The organism is Sphingomonas sp. Sph1(2015) (assembly GCF_001970915.1).
Lineage (GTDB): Bacteria > Pseudomonadota > Alphaproteobacteria > Sphingomonadales > Sphingomonadaceae > Sphingomonas > Sphingomonas parapaucimobilis.
Genome location: NZ_MQUI01000057.1, coordinates 1 through 20,642, shown reverse-complemented (window position 1 = coordinate 20,642; position 20,642 = coordinate 1). Strand labels below are relative to the sequence as shown.

Sequence of the window (20,642 nt, the reverse complement as noted above, 5' to 3'; positions counted from 1 at the left end):
GATGCCACCACGTGAGTGGACCATGGCCAAGGCACAGTTCGCCGTCATCTTCGGCGAACGCTTCATCAGGGCCATGGCGGCGTAATGTTCAGCCGCCCGCCCGCACACGAAATTCCTGACACTCCCATCGTCTCCGACGATCATGCCGGCCTGCGTGCCGCTCGCCGCGCCGTGCTCGGCGCCGCTACCTGGCAGCGCTGCCAGTTTCACCTCGCCGCAAACGCCGTCCACCATGCCCCCAACACCGCCATCCGCGAGCGTATCGGTGCCGAGCTGCGCAGCGTGTGGAATGCAGCCACGCTCGCCAAGGCCCAGGTCGCGCTCGATGAGCTCGTTGCCGGCTACCGCGATACGGCCCCCAGTCTCGCGACATGGCTGGAAAACGCCGTTCCCGAAGGCCTGGCTGTATTCACGCTGCCCGAACATCATCGCCGACGCCTGCGCACTTCGAACCTCATCGAGCGCGCCGTCCAACAAGAGCTCAAGCGGCGCACCGTCAAGGTCCGGGTCTTCCCCAACGACCAGGCGCTCCTACGCCTCGTTTCCGCCGTTCTCGTCGAGATCGACGAAACATGGGCCTCCGATAATAAGGCCTATATCAAATGGGAATGCCGGAATGGGTGATCATGCCCCGCGGCAATTTCCAGACGTCAGGTTGCACAATCTCGCGCGCGGCCAGCTTCAGCCATTCGTTCAAGGCAAAGACTTCGGCGGCCGCCGTCTTGTCGCCCTTGATTTCCTTCAGCCTTGCCCTGGCGGCCTTGTCGCTAATGAGCAGCTCACCGTCTTCGGCCAGTTCGGCAAACAATCCGTCCTCACTGCCGTGCTCTTCTTCCATTGCGAGCATGTCGGCAGCAACCCGCGGATGAGAGCGTGATCAATCGTCGTCGATCAGGCGCCCGCGGCACACCCGCCAAGGTCAATGCGACCGCTGGTCTTGTGGCCAGCGAAGGAATAAACTCGGCCAGCGTCTCGGATGGCAGTCATGAGAGCGTACGTTTCCGAACATCCTCTCACCGGCCCCCTCTGAGTGTTTGCGCCATCGTGAACTGGTCGCATCGAGCCCGCGCAATGATCGTCATCATGAGGCCGAAGGACCGGGAACGCCGTGGCAGGGGTCGTCGTGGTCATTCAATGCCGGGTCACCGGAACGTGACGGTAGCGGATACCGCGGCGATGATGGCCTGGAATGCCTCGCGGTCCAGACTGGCGCCACCGACCAGCACGCCGTCGACATCCTGTTCCCGGGTAAAGGCCGCGGCGTTGGCCGCATCGACCGAGCCGCCGTACAGGATCGGCACCGCCCTCCCGGCGACATCGCCCAAGGCCGCGATCAATGCCGCGCGCAGGGCGGCATGGACCGATGCGACGCGCGATGGCGCGGGTGTCCGCCCCGAACCGATCGCCCAGACGGGTTCGTACGCGACGACGATGCCCGCCGGCGCACCACCGGGCAGCGACGCGCGCAACTGCGCCGCGACCGTGCCGGGATCCTCCCCCTCGTCCTCCTCGCCGACGCAGATCAGCGGGCCCAGCCCTGCCGCCACGGCGGCGGCCGCCTTGCGGGCAACCAGCGCGTCGCTTTCGTTGCATTGGCGGCGGCGCTCCGAATGGCCGACGATCACCAGCCGCGCGCCCGCCTCCGCGATCAGCGCCGCCGAGACCGCGCCGGTATGCGCCCCGCAAGGTGCGGCGTGGCAATCCTGCGCGCCGACGACGATGCCCGCGACGCCCCGGTCCACAGCCAGCGCGATCAGCGGGAACGGCGGACACACCGCCACTTGGACACCCGGCCCCGCCGCCGCGGCAAAGCGGGGCAGTGCCGAGAGAAGCTCACGCGATCCGTTCATCTTCCAGTTGGCGACGACGAGCTTATTCATGCTCATGCCCGCGGCCCGGTCAACGTCTTCGCCAGCGCCGCGTGCCAGCCGGCGACCAGGGTCGCACGCGCGGCCGGACCCATTCTGGGCTCGAAACAATCGCCGCGCACCCAGGTCCTGGCCAGCGCATCGAGGTCGGGCCACACGCCGGTGGCCAGACCGGCGTGGAACGCCGCGCCCAGTGCCGTCGTCTCCAGATGCCGCGGCCGCTCGACCGGCACGTTCAGCATGTCGGCGAGGAACTGGCACAGCCAGTCGTTGGCGGCCATGCCGCCGTCGACCCGGATCATGGCGGGCGGCGCGCCGCCATCGGCGATCATCGCATCGGCCAGGTCCATCGTCTGATACCCGACCGCCTCCAGCGCCGCGCGCGCCAGATGCGCCTGGGTCGTCCCCAGCGTCAGGCCGAAGATCGCGCCGCGCGCATCCGGATCCCAATGCGGGGCGCCTAGCCCGACGAACGCGGGGACCATGAAGACGCCGTGGCTGTCGGGCACCTGCGTCGCCATGTCGTTGGTCTCGCGCGCATGGGTGATGACGCCGATGCCGTCGCGCAGCCACTTCACCGCCCCGCCGGCGATGAAGATTGATCCCTCCAGCGCATAGGTGATCCTGCCGTTCAGCCGATAGGCCGGCGTGGTCAGCAGCCGGTTTCCGGAGGCCACCGCCTGTTCGCCGGTATTGAGCAGCATGAAGCAGCCGGTGCCGTAGGTCGATTTGGCCATGCCGGTTTCGAAACACGCCTGGCCGAACAGCGCCGCCTGCTGATCCCCGGCGATGCCCGCCACCGGGATCGCGGCATCGAACAGGCCGTCGGCGGTGTGGCCGAAGATGTGGCTGTTGTCGTGCACCGCCGGCAGCAGCGCCATCGGCACGTCGAACAGGGCGCATAATTCCGGATCCCAATGCTGGGCATGGATATCGTACAGCAAGGTGCGGCTGGCGTTGGTCACGTCGGTGGCGTGCACCGCGCCGCCCGTCAGCCGCCACAGCAGGAAGCTGTCGATCGTGCCGAACGCCAGCTCGCCTCGTTCCGCGCGCAGACGGGCACCGTCGACATGGTCGAGGATCCAGGCCAGCTTGGTCGCGGAAAAATACGAATCGAGCAGCAGTCCCGTCTTCGCGCGCACGGCCGGTTCATGCCCTTCCCGCTTCAGCCGCGAACATAGATCGGCGGTCCGCCGGTCCTGCCACACGATCGCGTTGTGGATCGTTTCGCCGGTCGCGCGGTCCCACACCACCACGGTCTCGCGCTGGTTGGTGATGCCGATCCCGGCGATGCCGGCCGCGCCGACGCCGCTTTGCGCGATCGCGTCCCGCGCGGTCGCCAGTGCGTCGCGCCAGATGTCTTCCGGATCGTGCTCGACCCAGCCGGGGTGCGGATAATGCTGCGCGAACTCGGTCTGCGCGGTGGCGACCGGCTGCGCATCGGCATCGAACACGATCGCGCGGGTGGAGGTGGTGCCCTGGTCGATCGCCAGGATGTGCTTGGGGCCGGCCATGTCTCTCTCCTTGAAGGTCATGCCGCGACGCTCGTGCGCGGCGGCAGATAAGGCTTCACCAGATACTGGTACATGCCAGCGCCGATCACGCCGCCCAGCAGCGGTCCGGCGATCGGCACCCACCAGTAATTGTCCGGTCCCGGCAACGCGGCGTCGCCCCACCCGGTCAGCCAGCAGAACAGCCGCGGTCCGAAATCGCGCGCCGGATTGATCGGCCAGCCTTCCAGATAGCCGGCCGCCGCGCCGATGCAGGCGACCAGCAGTCCGATGACGAGCGCGCTGGCGTTGGCCATCGGAGCGGAGGTATTGAATTCGTCGGTGATCGCGAAGATGCCGAGCAGCAGAATGCCGGTTAGGATCACCTCGTCCCAAAAGGCGTGGAGCGGCGTGATGTGCGCGCCGGGCGCGGTGAAGAACACGCCGGCGGCACCGCCGCCCGCACGGGTCAGCCCGTGAGTGACGTTGTAGGCGTCGATCACCGGCCCGAACAGCTGATGGACCAGCGCCGCACCGATCATCGCCCCCACCACCTGCGCAACGACATAGGGCAGCACCTTGGCGCGCGGAAAGCCGCGGAACAGCGTCAACGCCAGCGTCACCGCCGGGTTGGCATGCGTGCCCGATACCGCGCCGGTGACGTAGATCGCGATCGTCACCGCCAGCCCCCAGGCGATGCAGACGCCCCAATAGGCGGTGGCATAGGGACTGGGATCGTAGAGGATCAGCATCGCCGCCGCCGAATCGCCCAGCGTGATGATGATCGCCATCGCCAGCGCCTCGGCGATCAATTCGCCCCTCAACGTGGTGCCTGCCATTGCCTGCCGGGTCATGCCGCTCTCTCTCCCACATCGAGTTCGTAGCTCGTGACCGGATTGTCACGCTATTTCGATCGAACGTCAACACTTTCGTTTGAAAGTTCGTATTGGCAGGTGCATATTCGTTTTCAGACATCCCTGCCGGTCGATCCGGCGATGAGGAGGCGATCAGTGGTTTACCAGACAGCATCCACACAAAGTTCACGCGCACGGCACGACGTCGATCTCCTGATCGTCGGCGGCGGCATCAACGGCGTCGGCATCGCCCGCGATGCGGCGGGGCGCGGCCTGTCCGTCGCGCTGGTCGAGAAGGACGATCTCGCCAGCCATACTTCGTCGGCATCGACCAAGCTGATCCATGGCGGACTGCGATATCTGGAATATTACGAGTTCCGGCTTGTGCGCGAGGCGCTGATTGAACGCGAGCGGTTGTGGGCCATGGCCCCGCACATCATCTGGCCCCTGGAGTTCGTGCTGCCGCAAGGCCAATCGCCGCGTCCGGCCTGGATGGTGCGGCTGGGGCTATTCCTCTACGACCATCTCGGCGGTCGCAAGAAGCTGCCAGCGACCCGCACCGTCTCGCTGGATCGCGATCCGGTCGGCAACGGGCTGAAGCCGGGTTCGCCGCGCGCGTTCGTCTATTCGGATTGCTGGGTGGAAGACAGCCGGCTGGTCGCGCTGAACGCCCGCGACGCGGCGGATCGCGGCGCGACGGTGTTGACGCACACCCGGCTGGCCGCGGCACGCCGCGAGGGTACAGGCTGGATCACCACGATCGAAGATGCGCACGGGACGCGCGATCTGACGGCGCGCGCGATCGTCAATGCCGCGGGGCCATGGGTGGCCGATGTGCTGGGCGACGTGCCCGACGCGCGCCGGGATCGCGGCGTCCGGCTCATCAAGGGCAGCCATATCGTCGTGCCGCGGCTTTACGAGGGTGCCCACGCGTTCATGCTCCAGAACCCCGACCGGCGGATCGTCTTCGCCATTCCCTATCAGGAGCGGTTCACGCTCATCGGGACGACCGACGAGGCATGGGAAGGCGCACCGGGGCGCGCGACGATCGGCCAGGGCGAGATCGATTATCTGCTGGAGACGGTCGCGCGCTATTTCGAGCGGCCGGTCGCGCAGGCCGATATCGCCTGGACCTATTCGGGCATCCGCCCGCTGTACGACGATCATGCCGCCAACGCATCGGCGGTGACGCGCGATTATGTGCTGGATCTGGACGGCAGCACCGATCGCGCGCCGATGCTAAGCATCTTCGGCGGCAAGATCACGACCTATCGCAAGCTTGCCGAGCATGCGATGGGCGAACTCGCGCCCTTCTTTCCCGAAGCGGGCAAGGCGTGGACGGCGGGCGCCGTCCTGCCGGGCGGCGACATGCCGGACGCCGATTTCGATCGCTACGTAACCACGCTCGTGGCGCGCTATCCGGCGATGCCGTCCGCGTTGCTGCGCCGGCTCGCGCGCGCCTACGGCACCTGCACCGAAACCGTGATCGGCGATGCGCAGACCCCCGCTGATCTGGGCGAAGATTTCGGGGCCGGGCTGTACGCGCGGGAGATCGACTATCTGCGCGACCGCGAATGGGCGACCAGCGCGGAGGACATATTGTTCCGCCGCGGCAAGCTGGGCCTGCACGTCGCCGAAGGTACCGCCGAACGGATCGACGCCTATCTGGCGGATCGGCTAGGGTCGGGTGCGAGCAACCGGATGTCGGCTGCATCCTGACGGAGAACATGTGTGGAAACGACCGGTCGCGACGAGCAGGACGTAACCGCGGACGGCATTGTCGCCCGGCACTTCCAGATTCTCGAACTCGCACGCAGCGCCGGGAAAGTCGCGGTGGAGGAACTGGCCGACCGGCTTGGCGTCACGCCGCAGACGATCCGCAAGGATCTGAACATTCTCGCGCGCAAGTCGATGCTGTCGCGCGTCCATGGTGGCGCAGTCGTAACATCGGGTGTCGACAATATCGACTATGTCACCCGCCGCGCCGTCGCTACCGGGGCGAAGGCGGCGATCGGCAGGGCCGCGGCCGCGCTGATCCCCAACGGGGTGTCGCTGTTCATCAACATCGGCACCACGACCGAGGCGGTGGCTAACCACCTCGTCCACCATCGTGACCTGATGGTGATTTCGAACAACCTCAACGTCGTGGATATCCTGGCCGACCGCGACGGAATCGACATGGTCGTGGTCGGCGGCCAGGTCCGTCGCCACGACCGTGCGGTCGTCGGTGCGCTCGCGATGAACTTCATCCGCGCGTTCAAGGTCGATTATGCGCTGATCGGCATCTCCGCGATCGACCCGGACGGCAGCCTGCTGGATTTCGCGGTGGACGAAGTGCAGGTCACGCGAACGATCATCCAGCACGCGCGCAAGGTGATCCTGGTAGCTGATTCGAGCAAGGTCGGGCGTCCCGCGCCGGTGCGTGCCGGCGATCTGCACGACATCGATTATCTGGTGACGGACAATCTGGTCGGTCCCGCGCTGACCGCGGCGTGCGGGGAAGCGGACGTGAAGGTCATCGAAACGGATGATCGTTGAACATAGCAGCTGGACCACGCTGCAGTCATGACGATGTATCGCCGAACGCACATCGTCGCGATGATATGATTATGGTGACGATAGGGGTCGAAGGCGGACAGCATTGCCGACGCGATGTCGCTTTTCGACAACTCGGCGGGTGTGGCTTGACCGTCGCGCTGCTGCGGCAAGTTCGTGTCGTAGGCGGTCTGGATGCGACCGCCCCCCCGTGCCGCTGCGAGCGTTGCCCATGCGGCATCGGCGGCGCGCGTAGCTTCGCGTACCGCGGTATCGATCTGGAACCGTTCGGCGCGGTATATCGCCTCCGCTTGTGGTACGCGGGAGGATACCAGCGCGCCGGTCAGCAGGGGAACACACGTTACGCAGCGGCGACGGTCGCCAGCATCTCTTCGCATCGGCAAGGTTGACAACGACGCTGGCGCGCTGCGCCTCCAGTTGCGCCACGTCGCTACGGGTGGCCTGACCCAGCCCCCAGCGCGCGCGGATTGCGGACACCCGCGCGTCGAGCCGGTAGATGCCAACCCGCGCGACCTCGACCGCCTGCGGGTTGTAGAGTAGATCGGCATAGGCGGTAACGACACTTTCAATGATGACGCCTCGGTATCGCGTTTGCCGCGCTTCTCGCCGGATACTCGGTGCAGGGCTCTGTTGCAAAAAGCTGGCGGGTCTGAGCGCGGCCGTTGCCCCGATCGGTTTCAGGTGGTGTATACGTTGAACTGTCTCTCGATCAGACGCACTTCTCCCATGATGCCGCCGCCATATTGGAAGATGGCCGCCTGACCTTTGCGAAGGGCGTGCATGACCTCGAATCCCTTGATCGTCGCATAAGCCGTTGTCAAAGTCTTGAATCCGCGCACTGGCTTGATCAGCTGTTTTAGCTTGCCGTGATCAGCTTCGACCACGTTGTCGAGATATTTGACCTGCCGGTGCAGCGTCTCCTCCGGCAGCTTGCCTTCCTTCTTGAGGTCGGCGATCGCCGGACCATAGGTGGGCGCTCTATCGGTGTTGATCTTCAAAGGCTTTTCCCAATCCTTCAACCGTTGAGGGCCTTGCCCAGGGTCACGACTCATTGATCAGAGCCAGAAGATGACGGTGGCGGCGAGGGCGATAGCGGAAAAGAAGACGGTCGGGCATCGATCGTAGCGGGTAGCGACGCGGCGCCAGTCCTTCAGACGACCGAACATAATCTCGATACGGCTCCGGCTTCAGTAGCGGCGCTTGTCATATTTGACGGGGATGATCAGGGATTTTCGCCCCGGAATGCAAGGCGTTATGCCCTTTGCCTGAACGGCATCCCTGTACCATTCTGCGTCATAGCCGCGGTCGCCCAGCATCCACTGCGCCTTGGGTAGATCGTCAAGCAGCGCGGCAGCGCCGGTGTAGTCGCTGACCTGGCCCGCGGTCATGAAGAAGCTGAGCGGTCTGCCTTCTGCATCGGTGACGGCGTGCAGCTTCGTATTCATACCGCCTTTGGTGCGACCGATGAGGCGCCCAAGGCCCCCTTTATGGATGGCTCGCCCCTTATCCGAATCGTTGTCATCCTACGACAGCAGGTCGTTTGAGGAAGGAGCAAAGGTCATGGACGTATCGGTTCTGGGAATTGATCTAGGCAAGAACAGCTGCAGCGTGGTTGGGCTGGATGCGACCGGCAAAGTCGTCGTCCGCCGACGGATGCGCCGCGACACGGTCATCACATACGCCGCAGGCCTGCCGGCTTGCGTCGTAGCGATGGAGGCCTGCTGCGGAGCTCATCACATGGGACGGGCGCTGGCACGACAAGGCCATGCCGTTCGGCTGATGTCGCCGGAATATGTCCGTCCATACGTTAAGGCGCAGAAGAACGACGACCGCGACGCTGAGGCAATCGCGGAAGCGGCAACACGGCCGACCGTGCGGTTCGTCGAGTTGAAAACCGAGGAACAACTCGACATGCAAACGCTGCATTGAAGCGTCCCGGATTTCCTGGAGGCTCCCACTTGTGAGTAGGAGCATCGAGAATGAGCAAGACGACAAACAAGTTTTCGCCTGAGGTCCGCGAGCGGGCTGTTCGGATGGTGAGCGAGCACCGGGCGGATCACCGTTCGGAATGGGACGCGCTGGTGTCGATCGCCGGCAAGATCGGCTGCACGGCGGAGACGCTGCGGCGTTGGTGCCGCGACGACGCTGGCCGGCGCGCGGAACCAGCGGCACTGGCCGATGATGACCGTGCCAGATTGAAGTTGCTCGAGCGGGAAGTGAAGGAGCTCCGCCGGGCAAACGAGATCCTTCGGAAGGCGTCGGCATATTTTGCGATGGCGGAGCTCGACCGCCCCGGGCGATGAAGATGGCGTTCACCGACGCTCATCGGGAGGAGTTGGGGATCGAGCCGATCTGCCAGGAACTGGCGGTCGCCCCCTCCTCGTATCATCAACACGCCGCGCGCCTGGCCGATCCGGGCAAACGTTCTCCTCGCGCCCGGCGTGACGACGAGCGGAAGGACCATATCCGGCGCGTCCACGAGGCCAGCTTTGGCCTTTACGGATCGCGCAAGGTGTGGCGGCAGCTGCTGCGCGAGGGCGCCACCATCGCCAAATGCACGGTCGAGCGGCTGATGAAGGCGATGGGGCTGGCCGGTGTCCGGCGTGGCAAGTCCTGCATCACCACGGTTCCGGATCGCAAGGCTCCATGTCCACTCGACAAGGTCAATCGGGAATTCAAGGTCCAGCGCCCGAATGCCTTGTGGGTCGTGGACTTCACCTACGTCCACACCTGGGCGGGGTTCGTCTACGTGGCGTTCGTCATCGATGCGTTCGCCCGCCGGATCGTCGGATGGAAAGTCAGCAGCCGTGCTACCGCCGGCTTCGTGCTGGATGCCCTCGAGCAGGCCATCCATGCCCGGCGTCCCACCGCCGACGATGGTCTCATCCATCATTCCGACAGGGGCTCGCAATACCTCGCCATGAGCTACACCCAGCGCCTGGCAGAGGCAAAACTGGTGCCCTCGGTTGGCAGCGTCGGGGATTCCTACGACAATGCTCTCGCCGAGACGATCAATGGCCTGTTCAAGGCCGAGGTCATCTGGCGGCAGCGCTCATGGCCGAGCCTCGCCGCTGTCGAGATGGCGACGTTGCAGTGGGTGGACTGGTTCAACAACCAACGCCTCTTCGGCCCGATCGGCTACGTCACGCCTGCCGAGGCCGAAGCTGAATACTATGCCGCCCAGCAGGAAACCGCTATCGCGGCGTGACTCAAACCAAACTGCCTCCGGAAAATCCGGGACGCTTCATACCGCATCCGTGACCAGCTTGTCGGTGATCGCACCTCGTTGATGAACCAGATCAGGAGTCTTCTTCTGGAGCGCGGCTACATAGTCCCGCAAGGACGCGCAAAGCTTGCCGTCCGGCTGGGTGAGATGCTCGATGGTGACGAGCCAGTGCTGGGCTCTCGTATCCATCGGCTCGTCAGTGATATGCGCCTGCTCTGGATTGCCCTTGATGACCGGATCGCAGATCTCAATGCCGAGTTTACCGAGGCTGCCCGCTCGGATGAGCGAACGCGGCGCCTCCTGACTATTCCTGGTATCGGCGCGCTGAACGCGACGGCGCTGGTAGCTGCAGTTGGCGACGCTCGAACTTTCGCACGGGGCAGGGATCTTGCCGCCTGGCTTGGGCTCGTGCCGCGTCAAGCAACGACCGGGGGTAAACCGCGATTGCTCGGCATCACCAAGCGCGGAAGCCGCTATCTGCGGAAAAACCTGATCCAGGGTGCCCGGGCATCACTACCGACGATGAGCAAGAGCGACACACGACTCGGCGCCTGGCTGCGCGGCCTTTTGTCGCGTTCCCATCACAACACCGTCGTGGTGGCGCTAGCGGCCAAGATGGCGCGCATCGTCTGGGCGCTCCTGCGTCATGAGCGTACTTACGATCCAGCCGCACAAGCGGCGTGAACGAGATCAGCCGATGCACCTTGCACCGGCTGGATGATGTCTGCGGGAGGTAAGTGAAAGATGGCCTGACAGTCGACCGGTGACCTGGAACCCTATGGCTTAAAATGGCACTCGATGCCGGCCCCTTTATGAGGACCAGGACGCGCGGATCTCCATCTTGGCCAACGACCTCGCGTCGAAAGGCCGGATACGTTTTCGCAGACTGCTCAGAACATCAGACACAAACCGCTTGCCGACGGGGCGAGCCATACGTTTAACCCGCAGGCTGGACGCCGTGCGGTGCGCCTTCAGATAGGTCGCGTCGATCATGATCGTCTTCGGCGTGGCGCTCGCGGCTGCCAGTCCTTCCATTATGCGGAGGAAGACACCCCTTTCGCCCCATCGCTTCCACCCGTTGTAGAGCGTCTTGTGTGGGCCATACTCCCGAGGGGCATCGCACCAACGCAGCCCGTTGCGGTTGACGAAAACGATGCCGCTCAACACTCGCCGGTCATCAACCCGTGGCTTGCCGTGGCTCTTGGGAAAATACGGTTCGAGCCGCGCCATCTGCTCGTCCGTCAGCCAGTACAGGTCGCTCATCCTCTGTCTCCTCACGGAGCCTGAATCAGATCGAGCCGCTCAGATCAATGGGTCCTGACCCCAGGAAGCGCCTGGCGGCTTTCATATTCCGCGTCGCCGACAGGTAAAAGTCGATGGTGTCGCCCTCCTTGTCGACCGCTCGATAGAGGTAGGCCCATTTGCCTTTGACCTTGATGTACGTCTCGTCGACGCGCCAGCTTCGTGAAAGCCCCGGCCGCTTCCAGTACCAGCGCAAACGCTTCTCGATCTCGGGCGCATAGTGCTGAACCCAGCGGTACAGCGTTGTGTGATCGACACTGACGCCCCGTTCCTCCAATATTTCCTCAAGGTTCCGGTAGCTGATGCCGTATTTGCAATACCAACGAACGCCCCAGAGAATGATCTCACCCCTAAAATGCCGCCATTTGAAATCGTTCACGCCCGCTCCGCCTCCAGCTCAAAGCCGCCAGATCGGCATCACGCCAATTTTTGCAACAGAGCCCCGATAAGCGCTTCTTCCTCGATACCGCGGGTTGCACGGGCGTAGCGCTGCCGCTTGACCCGGTCGATTATGCCGAGGTTTTGTCGATCCTGCTCGACAACGCCGGCAAACCCGTTTCGTGGCATCAGACGAAACAAGGGCCGCAAAATCGAGCGCTTCCTGAGTGAGGACGAAATGGCGCGGCTCGGGAAGGCGCTGGCTGACGCTCGTGATAAGAAGCCGTTGGAGGTCGCGGTCATATCGCTGCTGGCGCTGACGGGCTGCCGGCGCGGCGAAATTCTCAATCTGACTTGGGGCGAAGTTCAAGGGCGGAAGCTGAAGCTGACAGACTCGAAAACGGGTCCGCGCATCGTGTGGCTAGGTCATGAGGCGAGAACGGTGCTCGATAGTTTGCCGCAAGGTAAAAAGGAGGCGCACGTATTTGCGTTTGAAGTCCGGTCGTCTTCGGCAGTCGATGGTGACCGGCCCCCACTGAGTGGTCCGTGATGATTGTTAGTGCATTGTCGCCTCCGTTGCCATTGGCGCCTGGAGGTGGAGCGAAGCGGAACCGGAAGGCGGCAATGGCGGCGAAGCTGCTTCTGGGGTCGGTTCCGGCTGAGGGCGAAATGACACCCTAAGCGAAATGGCCGGGTTTGGCTGGAGAACGGACTGGTGGCTTTCCGACAGCGATCCTCTACTCGCTGCCATCTCGAGTTCGCCCGGTTTTTCTGTACGCAGCGGGCTTTGCGGAAGCACTGCCCTGAATATCTTCCGGTCGAGCGCCCGCCGGGCAAATAAGTTGCTTCAGCACCCGGCCTCAGACAAATGCCTGTTATGGAGGGACCCGGGACGGTAGCTGTACGGATCAGATCGGGCTGGGGCTGGCTTGTGCTGGTGACCTTAACTGTCTCCACCATTGGTGACGAGATCTCCCTCATCACTCTGATGTTTCGGGCTGCCGAGAACGAGACGCGTTTTGCCGTGCCCATGCTGCTGATTGCGCAGCTGCTACCTGGTTTAATCGCTGCTCCGTTCATCGGTCGCTTTGTCGATAGGCGTGATGCTGGCAGAATACTTGTCGTCACCGGCCTAGCACAAGCGGCGCTTCTCGCCTGGATTGCCGGCAACACGGCGATGTTGCCGACGCTCGTTGGCGCAAGCGTGCTCAGCATCTGCTTCGCCATCAGCGGAACGGCGACCTTCGCGCTTATACCCGTACTGGCGACAGCACTTGGCATGCCGCTCAGCCGCGCGAATTCCGTGCTTGAGCTTGTGCGCGGTGTTGGGATGCTTGCAGGTCCGGTAGCGGGCGGTATCCTGATTGCGTGGATCGGCGCGCGCAGTGCTTTGCTCATTGATGCTGCCAGCTACGTCTTGCTCGCCACCGTGATCCTGGCCAGCGGCTTGCGCCGGCCGATAGCGCCGGATGAGCAGGAACCTCGTACATTGCTCGCCGAGTACTGGCCGATCCTCCGCAACCGGCGGATCACGGTGATGACAGGATCGCTGGCTTTGGAGGTCTTTGCCTCTGCCATCGCAGATGTAGCATTCGTGTTCCTGATCACAGTGACGCTGAAGCAAGGCCCCCTCGCATTTGGCCTGGTAACCGCTTGCTGGGCCGCCGGCATGATCCTGGGCGCTCTCGCGGCAGGTGCGCGGCCGATGCGCCGACCTGCTCCTTTGGCTTTCGTTGCGGCCACTATGATTGGCGTAACCATGCTGGTGATCGGCAGCGCCGCTTTGGTCGGCGCGGCCACCATCATGTTGATCGGGATGGTTTTCGTATTCGGCGGAGTTGCCAACAGCGTGCACAATGTGGCGGTACGCACGATGCTGCAAAACGAAACGCCGACCGACCACCATGGGAAGGTTGCAGCTATTTACGGCGCAGTCACGAGCAGCGCCGTCATCATTGGCTATGTCACGGGTGGGCTGTTCACCCCGAGCAACGCGGTCGGTGCTTATCTGATTGCCGGTACGCTGGGTACAGCCGCCGGCTTGGCGGGATGGGGGTTGTTCAGCAGGTTTGCCCGTTAGACTGGCGTCGCGTCCGACAAGCGGCACCCAATCTGCTGGTCGATGAATGTACGGCAGCTTCAGCGACAGGCCGATATGGGGCGACTGGCGCCCTCTCGGCGGGGGCGGGAGGTGAAAACTGATTACTCTGCTATTTCAATGTCAGGGGCCGTGTCCAACCGCGCCCGCCCCACGATCGCGGCGACGGTGTTCTTGCTGAGGCCGAGGTCGCGCGCGATCCAACGATAGCTGCGACCTTCGGCAACGAGCGCCAGCACCTTGGGGGCGAGCCGGTCGGACTTGGGGCGGTCGCCGGACTGTCGCCCGAGTTTGCGACCCCGCGCCCGCGCCGCGGCGAGACCGGACCGAACGCGCTCGCTCAGCATGTCGCGCTCGAATTGCGCGATGCCGGCGAGCATCGTAGCCATCATTCGCCCGTGCGGTGTATCGACCTCGAACGTCATGCCGCTCATCGCGACTACCGATACCCGCCAACCCGACAGCCGGTTCAGCGTATCGAGCAGGTCCTGGGTCGAGCGTCCCCACCGGCTGAGTTCGGTGACAAGGATCGCATCGATGTGGCGGGCCTGCGCCAGTTTCATCACTTCGGCGCGCGCCGAGCGGTTGGCCTTCATCCCTGAGGCGGTTTCGCGGAAAACGTCGATGACCTCATAGCCGCCACGCTCGGCGAAACCGGCGAGGTCACGCAGCTGCCGCTCACACGACTGGTCGGCGGTCGAGACCCTGGCGTAGATGGCGGCGCGTTGTCCCAATTGAACCTTCCTGAAATCAGGCTTCAAAAACCCTTGATTTGCGTGGGGTGAGTGTTGTCCAAAACAGACTTCTGATCAACTGGGACAATGCCTCATGCCGCGACGCCATATCCTGAGCGCCCGGCAGCGATCGGCGCTGCTCGACCTGCCGACCGACGAGGCATCCCTGCTCCCCCATTACATTCTGGCTGACGATGACCTGATCCACATCAACCGACGACGCAGGCCGGAGAACCGGATCGGCTTCGCGCTGCAACTGTGTGCGCTGCGCTATCCCGGACGGATGCTGGCACCGGGCGAGATCATCCCCCTCGCAGTGTCTGCCTTCCTTGGAGCCCAACTCGGCATCACCGGTGACACGCTCCTTCGCTATGCTGTTCGCCGCCAGACGCGCCAGCAGCATCTAGAGGTGCTGCGCCGAAGCTACGGGTACAGGATGTTCTCCGGTCAGGGGGCGCCGGCCCGGGCGTTTCGCGACTGGCTGCTTGGCCAAGCCGAACAGGCGCGCTCGAATGACGATCTCGCGCGGCGCTTCATCGCCCGCTGCCGCGACACCATGACCATCCTGCCGGCGATCACCACCATCGAGCGGCTGTGCGCGGACGCGCTGGTCGCGGCCGAGCGGAATATAGAGAAGCGGATCGCCACGCGCCTCGATCGCGTCGCCTGTACGCGGCTCGACCAGCTGACGACCGAGATGCTGCCGGGTGCGATCAGTCGCTTCATCTGGCTGCGCCGGATCGAGCCGGGCAACAATTCCGCCGCGGCGAACCGGCTGCTCGACCGGTTGGAGTTCCTACGCACGATGAACCTCGGCGCTGACCTGCTCGCAGGCGTCCCGCCGCACCGCGTCGCCCGGTTGCGCCGGCAGGGCGAACGCTATTTTGCCGATGGCTTGCGCGACCTAAACGCCGATCGGCGCCGCGCTATCCTTGCGGTCTGTGTCATCGAATGGGCCGCCGCGACCGCCGACGCCGTGATCGAGACGCATGACCGGATCGTCGGCCGCACCTGGCGCGAGGCGAAGCAGCTGTACGATGCGCGTACTGCGGAAACCAGAGGTGCGGTCACCGCAACCTTGGACGGTTTCGCGACGCTCGGCCGATCACTGCTCGACGCTCATGGCGACGGCGCATCGCTGGAGGATGCAGTCGCACGCGCGGGATGGGACCGGCTCGACCGTCTTGTTGCGACGGCCAGGTCGCTGACCGACACGCTCGGCGACGATCCGCTGGCGCATGTCGATCAGGGGTATCACCGCTTCCGCCGGTATGCGCCGCGTATGCTGCGCTGCCTCGACCTCGCAGCCGCGCCGGTTGCCCGGCCCCTGCTCGACGCGGTGACCGCCATCGCCGCCAAAGGCGAGTTGCCGGCGGCCGACGACTTCCTGCGCCCGCATTCCAAATGGCGTCGTCAGCTGCGGTTGAAGGGCGGTGACGATGCGCGGCTGCGTGAAGTCGCGGTGATGTTCCACCTGCGCGACGCGTTGCGCTCGGGCGACATCTGGCTCGAGCGCTCGCATCGCTATGGCGACCTGCGCCATGTCCTAGTGCCGATGACGGTCGCGCGTACCATGAAGCTGGCAGTCCCGTCCGATCCGCATGTCTGGCTAGCCGACCGCAAGGACCGGCTTGCCGATGGCCTCGCCCGGCTCGGTCGCGCCGCGCGCAATGGGACGATCCCGCATGGCAGTATCGAGGACGGCACGCTGCGCATCGACCGTCTCACCGCCGACCCGCCAGGCGGGATCGAGGAACTGCTGCTCGACCTGTACCGTCGCCTGCCGCCTGTCCGCATCACCGACCTGCTACTCGAAGTCGATGCCGCACTCGGCTTCACTGAAGCCTTCACCCACCTGCGCACCGGCGTGCCGTGCGGCGACCGGATCGACCTGCTCAACGTACTGCTCGCCGAGGGGCTGAACCTCGGCCTGCGCAAGATGGCCGAGGCGTGTAACACCCATGATTACTGGCAGCTCTCCCGCCTCGCGCGCTGGCATGTCGAGAGTGAGGCGATCAACCAGGCGCTGGCCGCCGTGGTCGCCGCGCAAGGCGACCTGCCGATGGCGCGGGTCTGGGGCATGGGCACCACGGCATCCGCCGATGGTCAGTTCTACCCCGCCGCGCGGCAGGGCGAGGCGATGAACACGGTCAACGCCCGCTACGGCAACGATCCCGGCATCAAGGCCTATACCCACGTCAACGACCGGTTCGCGCCATTCTCATCGCGCACTATTCCCGCGACCGTCAGCGAGGCACCCTATCTGCTCGACGGGCTGACGATGAATGAGGCCGGACGGCGGATCGAGGAACAGTATGCCGATACCGGCGGGTTCACCGACCATCTGTTCGGAATCAGCGCCATGCTCGGCTACCGGCTCGTGCTGCGCATCCGCGATCTGCCGTCCAAGCGACTGTACGTGTTCGCCCCCGCCGCCACGCCAACCGAACTGCGCCCGCTGGTGGGCGGCAAGGCACGCGAGGCACTGATCGTCTCCAACTGGCCGGACCTGTTCCGCTGCGCCGCCACCATAAGCGCCGGACAGGTGGCGCCAAGTCGGATCCTGCGCAAGCTCGCCGCTTATCCGCGCCAGAACGACCTAGCCGCAGCCCTGCGCGAGGTCGGGCGGATCGAGCGCACGCTGTTCATCATCGAATGGATCCTCGACACCGGCATGCAGCGCCGCGCCCAGGTCGGCCTCAACAAGGGCGAGGCGCACCATGCGCTGAAGAACGCCCTGCGCATCGGTCGCCAGGGCGAGATCCGCGATCGCACCACCGAAGGCCAGCACTACCGGATCGCGGGCCTCAACCTGCTCACCGCCATCATCGTCTACTGGAACACCCTGCAACTCGGCCATGCTGTCGAGGCCCGGCGTCGCGAAGGACTCGATACCCCGGATCATCTGCTGGCGCATGTCTCGCCGCTCGGGTGGGCGCACATCCTTCTCACCGGCGAATACCTCTGGCCCAAGGACGTCAGCGCTTAGGGTGTCATTTCGCCCTCAGCCGGAACTGACCCCCAGCTGTTGCGCGAGGACGCGCTGGTCGAGACCGCGAATCGGCGGGTCGCCATACCTGACGTGTCGCGATTGCACCAACTGGCCGGCTTCGACGCCGCCTACCTGCACAGCGGCAGCGCGCACGGCATCCGGGCATGGACGGCAGTCGCCTGACGGAATGGCGGACGCCGCGCTTTCGCCAGGGAAGACAAGCCGCGATGCCCTGCTCCTGCGTGTCCAGGCCCGCAATATGACCGACACCTTCAGGCAGCTCGCGCCCTTGGCGTATGCGACACCTCACGGGAGCAGAGGTGACGCAGGCCATCGAAGATCGTACCCGAAGGGTTATGATCGATCCCGTTACCTCTGCTGCTTCCCGCCGCAAAACCGCTCGCTGGATCGAACAACTTCCCGTCGCGCGCGATCGCCCGGTGGCGGGCTCCATCACCATGCTCGCGATCGTGGTGGTGGCCTGGCTGCTGAGGAGTGCGGCTGATCCGCTGCTGCCGCCCGGCTTTCCCTACGTCACCTTCTTTCCGGCGGTGATCATCACCTCCTTCCTGTTCGGTGTCCGTCTCGGCAGCGTGTCGGCCCTGCTGTGCGGGCTGCTGGCCTGGTATAGCTTCATACCCCCGGACGGCTTCGGGCTGACCCGCGGCACCGGGTTCGCGTTGGCCTTCTACCTGTTCGTCGTCGTAACCGATCTCGCGCTGGTCCACTGGATGCAACGCGCGAACAGTCAGCTCGCGGCCGAGCGCGAGGTGAACCGGTCGCTCGCCGATACCCGCGAACTCCTGTTCCGCGAGTTGCAGCACCGGGTGTCGAACAACCTCCAGGTCGCGGCCGGCCTGTTGACCATGCAGAAGCGTCAACTCACCGACACGGGCGAGCGGACGGCGCTCGATGAAGCGGCAGGGCGACTTGCACTGATCGGCCGCATCAGCCGCCAGCTCTACGATCCGTCAGGCGCGTCACAGCCGCTCGTGCCGTTCCTGACCGAATTGTGTCTGAGCGTCGTCGAGGCCAGTGGCCGGCACGACGTCACACTCAACGTCACCGGCGACGATCGCCTGCGGCTGATGCCCGATGCAGCGATCCCCACCGCCCTGATCGTCGCCGAAGCCGTCGCCAACGCGCTTGAACATGGCTTTGCTGACGGCAAAAGCGGCCGCATCGTCATCGGCATCACGCAAGCCGCTGACGGAGGGCCGCGGGTGACGATCCACGACAATGGGCATGGCCTTCCCGCACACTTCGATGCCGAGACCAGCACCAGCCTGGGCCTGAGGATTGCGACCACGCTGGCTCGTGGGCAGGGTGGCCGCTTCTGGCTTGAAGCGCGCGACGGCGCGTCGGCGACGCTGACGTTACCCCCAAACACCTTGGCAGCCATGCCGCTCTGAATGACTTTCCCGTTTGGGAACCAGTGACGGGAATGCCGAGCCGCCGATCGCGCTGACGGACGCCTGCGGGTTCCGCTTTCCCAAAACCTGTTCCCGATTTACAATTCCCGAAACTGCCGATTTTGACGGGGAAACGGGAAAGATGCTGATCGGCTATGCGCGTGTCTCGACGGCCGATCAGGATTTGACGTTGCAACTCGATGCACTGGCAAAGGCCGGGTGCGAGAAGGTGTTCACCGACAAGGCGAGCGGTGCGAAGATCAACCGGCCGGGGCTGGTCGAGGCGCTGGGCTTCGCACGCGCCGGCGACACGCTGGTAATCTGGAAACTCGATCGGCTCGGCCGCTCGATCCAGGGTCTGATCGCGCTGGCTGCGGACCTGTCTGAGCGGGGGATCGACTTTCGATCGCTGACGGATGGGTTCGACACGTCGACGGCATCGGGCCGGCTCCTGTTCCACATCCTCGCATCGGTCGCGGAGATGGAACGCGAGCTGGTAAAGGAGCGGACGATCGCCGGGCTGGCGGCGGCGCGCGAGAAGGGCAGCACGGGGGGAGGGCGCAAGCTGGTGATGACACCCGACAGGATCGACACGGCCCGCAAACTGCTCGCCGTGGGCGAGAAACCGGCGCGGGTCGCGAAGCTGCTGGGCGTCGGCCTCTCTACCTTCTACCGGCAATTCCCGGCGAGCGAACGGGAGGCCGCGTCCAGCACCGAAGGGTGATGCCTAGCCACCCGCGCGTCCGATTATGCCGGCGATTGTGAGGCCACCTTCACGGTGCGAGGCCATTGGAACACCAGCGTGTCGCTCTCGTCACGAACCTCGACGCGCTCCGCCAAGGCGAATATAGTAAGATGCCGCTCAGCGAGACCGACTGCGAAGACCTAGCAGAATACCGCTTCGGCGACCCAGAACCTGTGATTGCGGAGGCGGAGAAGCTGATGCTGTAAGGTACGTTGCGGGGCGCCTATATTACGAGCCAGCGCAACTCATGAACAGCGAAGGGGGAGGAACAATGACGGGGTTCTATGCTCGGTTGAGGCAGACCCGCGGCGATAGCGACGAGCTGGCCGCGTGCATCGAGCGCGTCGTCAACCAGCTCGAGGATGTCGATACGACCGGTGATCGGCCGGGGATGCTCCTGGGCAAAATCCAGTCGGGCAAAACGCGCGGGTTCGTGGGGGCGATTGCGCGTGCGTTCGATCGGGATTTCGATATCGCGTTGGTGCTGACCAAGGGCACCAAGACCTTGTCAGCGCAGACCGTTGCCCGCCTTAGCGCCGATTTTGCCGAGTTCATAGACGAGGACGAGATGATCGTTCTCGATATCATGAAGTTGCCTGGTAAGCTGACGCGCAGCGAGCTGAAGCGCAAAATCGTCATTGTGGCGAAGAAGCAGGCGCAGAATCTTGACCGCCTAATCGAATTTATGGAGGCCCATGCCGATCTGCAAAAGCGCAAGGTGCTGCTGATCGATGATGAAGCGGACCTCGCCAGCGTCCGGTTCGTGCGCAAGCGCGGGCAGCAAGCTATCGAGCAGGGCGCCATCGCTGAGAAAATGGACGATCTGCGCCGCATGGTTGAGGGCATTGCCTTCCTCCAGGTGGGAGTGTCAGGAATTTCGTGTGCGGGCGGGCGGCTGAACATTACGCCGCCATGGCCCTGATGAAGCGTTCGCCGAAGATGACGGCGAACTGTGCCTTGGCCATGGTCCACTCACGTGGTGGCATC

The 20,642-nt window shown here is 64.5% G+C and carries 17 protein-coding genes, 7 pseudogenes and 1 other annotated feature; of the genes and pseudogenes, 13 read left to right on the top strand and 11 right to left on the bottom strand.

Going from position 1 to position 20,642, the window contains the following annotated elements:
- The first annotated feature begins 84 nt into the window (after positions 1-84).
- Positions 85-624 carry a transposase gene (locus BSZ14_RS16690; RefSeq protein WP_198930548.1) on the top strand — a complete coding sequence of 180 codons (540 nt, stop codon included), beginning with the start codon at positions 85-87 and terminating at the stop codon, positions 622-624.
- Here the strand turns inward: BSZ14_RS16690 and BSZ14_RS16685 are convergent.
- The 4 genes from BSZ14_RS16685 to BSZ14_RS16670 form a co-directional block, all read right to left on the bottom strand.
- Entirely contained in the window at positions 599-847 is a 249-nt protein-coding gene (locus tag BSZ14_RS16685) for a hypothetical protein (RefSeq protein WP_076711786.1), read from the bottom strand. The genes BSZ14_RS16690 and BSZ14_RS16685 overlap by 26 nt on opposite strands.
- Positions 848-1,142: 295 nt before the next feature.
- Complete coding sequence (gene tpiA / locus BSZ14_RS16680) at positions 1,143-1,886, bottom strand: triose-phosphate isomerase (protein WP_076711785.1); 744 nt, start codon at positions 1,884-1,886, stop codon at positions 1,143-1,145.
- Positions 1,883-3,382, bottom strand: coding sequence for a glycerol kinase GlpK (glpK, locus tag BSZ14_RS16675; RefSeq protein WP_076711784.1), 1,500 nt, complete (start codon positions 3,380-3,382; stop codon positions 1,883-1,885). The genes tpiA and glpK overlap by 4 nt, the downstream gene beginning before the upstream one ends.
- Before the next feature lie 17 nt (positions 3,383-3,399).
- On the bottom strand, positions 3,400-4,212 hold the full coding sequence (locus BSZ14_RS16670) for an MIP/aquaporin family protein (RefSeq protein WP_076711783.1): 813 nt from the start codon (positions 4,210-4,212) through the stop codon (positions 3,400-3,402).
- Positions 4,213-4,368: 156 nt separating this feature from the next.
- Between BSZ14_RS16670 and BSZ14_RS16665 the strand changes: the two genes are divergently transcribed.
- Both BSZ14_RS16665 and BSZ14_RS16660 read left to right on the top strand, forming a co-directional pair.
- Complete coding sequence (locus BSZ14_RS16665) at positions 4,369-5,931, top strand: glycerol-3-phosphate dehydrogenase (RefSeq protein WP_076711782.1); 1,563 nt, start codon at positions 4,369-4,371, stop codon at positions 5,929-5,931.
- Between the two features lie 12 nt (positions 5,932-5,943).
- On the top strand, positions 5,944-6,750 hold the full coding sequence (locus BSZ14_RS16660; RefSeq protein WP_083748311.1) for a DeoR/GlpR family DNA-binding transcription regulator: 807 nt from the start codon (positions 5,944-5,946) through the stop codon (positions 6,748-6,750).
- 695 nt (positions 6,751-7,445) lie between these two features.
- On the opposite strand, the pseudogene BSZ14_RS16655 reads toward BSZ14_RS16660, so the two are convergent.
- Both BSZ14_RS16655 and BSZ14_RS16650 read right to left on the bottom strand, forming a co-directional pair.
- Positions 7,446-7,805 (bottom strand): annotated as a pseudogene (locus BSZ14_RS16655) (DDE-type integrase/transposase/recombinase); the annotation flags it as partial.
- 18 nt (positions 7,806-7,823) lie between these two features.
- Positions 7,824-8,261, bottom strand: a pseudogene (locus tag BSZ14_RS16650) (IS5 family transposase); the annotation flags it as partial.
- A gap of 67 nt (positions 8,262-8,328) precedes the next feature.
- Between BSZ14_RS16650 and BSZ14_RS16645 the strand changes: the two are divergent.
- The 3 genes and pseudogenes from BSZ14_RS16645 to BSZ14_RS16630 form a co-directional block, all read left to right on the top strand.
- Positions 8,329-8,694 (top strand): annotated as a pseudogene (locus BSZ14_RS16645) (IS110 family transposase); the annotation flags it as partial.
- Positions 8,695-8,747: 53 nt separating this feature from the next.
- Positions 8,748-9,976, top strand: a protein-coding gene (locus BSZ14_RS16635) for an IS3 family transposase (RefSeq protein WP_089413675.1) whose coding sequence is annotated in 2 segments (ribosomal slippage) — positions 8,748-9,036 and positions 9,036-9,976 — 1,230 coding nt in all. Because the reading frame shifts where the segments join, the coding sequence is not laid out codon by codon here.
- Positions 9,029-9,145 (top strand) — a sequence feature (AL1L pseudoknot). It overlaps the preceding gene by 117 nt.
- A 39-nt stretch (positions 9,977-10,015) precedes the next feature.
- A pseudogene (locus BSZ14_RS16630) lies at positions 10,016-10,678 on the top strand (IS110 family transposase); the annotation flags it as partial.
- 240 nt (positions 10,679-10,918) lie between these two features.
- Here BSZ14_RS16630 and BSZ14_RS16625 read toward each other — a convergent pair.
- The 3 genes and pseudogenes from BSZ14_RS16625 to BSZ14_RS19895 form a co-directional block, all read right to left on the bottom strand.
- Positions 10,919-11,257, bottom strand: a pseudogene (locus BSZ14_RS16625) (transposase); the annotation flags it as partial.
- 58 nt (positions 11,258-11,315) lie between these two features.
- Positions 11,316-11,675, bottom strand: a pseudogene (locus BSZ14_RS16620) (IS6 family transposase); the annotation flags it as partial.
- Positions 11,676-11,713: 38 nt separating this feature from the next.
- Entirely contained in the window at positions 11,714-11,875 is a 162-nt protein-coding gene (locus tag BSZ14_RS19895; protein ID WP_198930550.1) for a hypothetical protein, read from the bottom strand.
- Positions 11,876-11,912: 37 nt separating this feature from the next.
- On the opposite strand from BSZ14_RS19895, the gene BSZ14_RS16615 reads away from it, so the two are divergent.
- Positions 11,913-12,224 (top strand): hypothetical protein, encoded by a 312-nt coding sequence (locus tag BSZ14_RS16615; RefSeq protein ID WP_241823804.1) that lies wholly within the window; start codon positions 11,913-11,915, stop codon positions 12,222-12,224.
- Positions 12,225-12,230: 6 nt separating this feature from the next.
- On the opposite strand, the pseudogene BSZ14_RS20350 reads toward BSZ14_RS16615, so the two are convergent.
- A pseudogene (locus tag BSZ14_RS20350) lies at positions 12,231-12,326 on the bottom strand (integrase catalytic subunit); the annotation flags it as partial.
- Between the two features lie 285 nt (positions 12,327-12,611).
- Here BSZ14_RS20350 and BSZ14_RS16610 point away from each other — a divergent pair.
- Entirely contained in the window at positions 12,612-13,754 is a 1,143-nt protein-coding gene (locus tag BSZ14_RS16610) for an MFS transporter (protein WP_231733184.1), read from the top strand.
- Positions 13,755-13,876: 122 nt separating this feature from the next.
- Here BSZ14_RS16610 and BSZ14_RS16605 read toward each other — a convergent pair whose 3' ends face one another.
- The gene (locus BSZ14_RS16605) at positions 13,877-14,506 is read right to left on the bottom strand and encodes a recombinase family protein (RefSeq protein ID WP_066478108.1); all 630 of its coding nucleotides are present in this window, start codon (positions 14,504-14,506) and stop codon (positions 13,877-13,879) included.
- Positions 14,507-14,600: 94 nt separating this feature from the next.
- On the opposite strand from BSZ14_RS16605, the gene BSZ14_RS16600 reads away from it, so the two are divergent.
- From BSZ14_RS16600 to BSZ14_RS16585, 5 genes are all read left to right on the top strand, one after another.
- Positions 14,601-17,495 carry a Tn3 family transposase gene (locus BSZ14_RS16600; RefSeq protein WP_076711779.1) on the top strand — a complete coding sequence of 965 codons (2,895 nt, stop codon included), beginning with the start codon at positions 14,601-14,603 and terminating at the stop codon, positions 17,493-17,495.
- Positions 17,496-17,534: 39 nt separating this feature from the next.
- Complete coding sequence (locus tag BSZ14_RS19745; protein ID WP_158069225.1) at positions 17,535-17,681, top strand: hypothetical protein; 147 nt, start codon at positions 17,535-17,537, stop codon at positions 17,679-17,681.
- A 173-nt stretch (positions 17,682-17,854) separates the two neighbouring features.
- On the top strand, positions 17,855-18,910 hold the full coding sequence (locus BSZ14_RS16595) for a sensor histidine kinase (protein ID WP_076711778.1): 1,056 nt from the start codon (positions 17,855-17,857) through the stop codon (positions 18,908-18,910).
- Between the two features lie 142 nt (positions 18,911-19,052).
- Complete coding sequence (locus tag BSZ14_RS16590) at positions 19,053-19,634, top strand: recombinase family protein (RefSeq protein ID WP_047867230.1); 582 nt, start codon at positions 19,053-19,055, stop codon at positions 19,632-19,634.
- Positions 19,635-19,926: 292 nt separating this feature from the next.
- Positions 19,927-20,577: a hypothetical protein gene (locus BSZ14_RS16585; RefSeq protein ID WP_076711777.1), complete on the top strand. Its 651-nt coding sequence runs from the start codon at positions 19,927-19,929 to the stop codon at positions 20,575-20,577.
- The last annotated feature ends 65 nt before the right edge of the window (positions 20,578-20,642 follow it).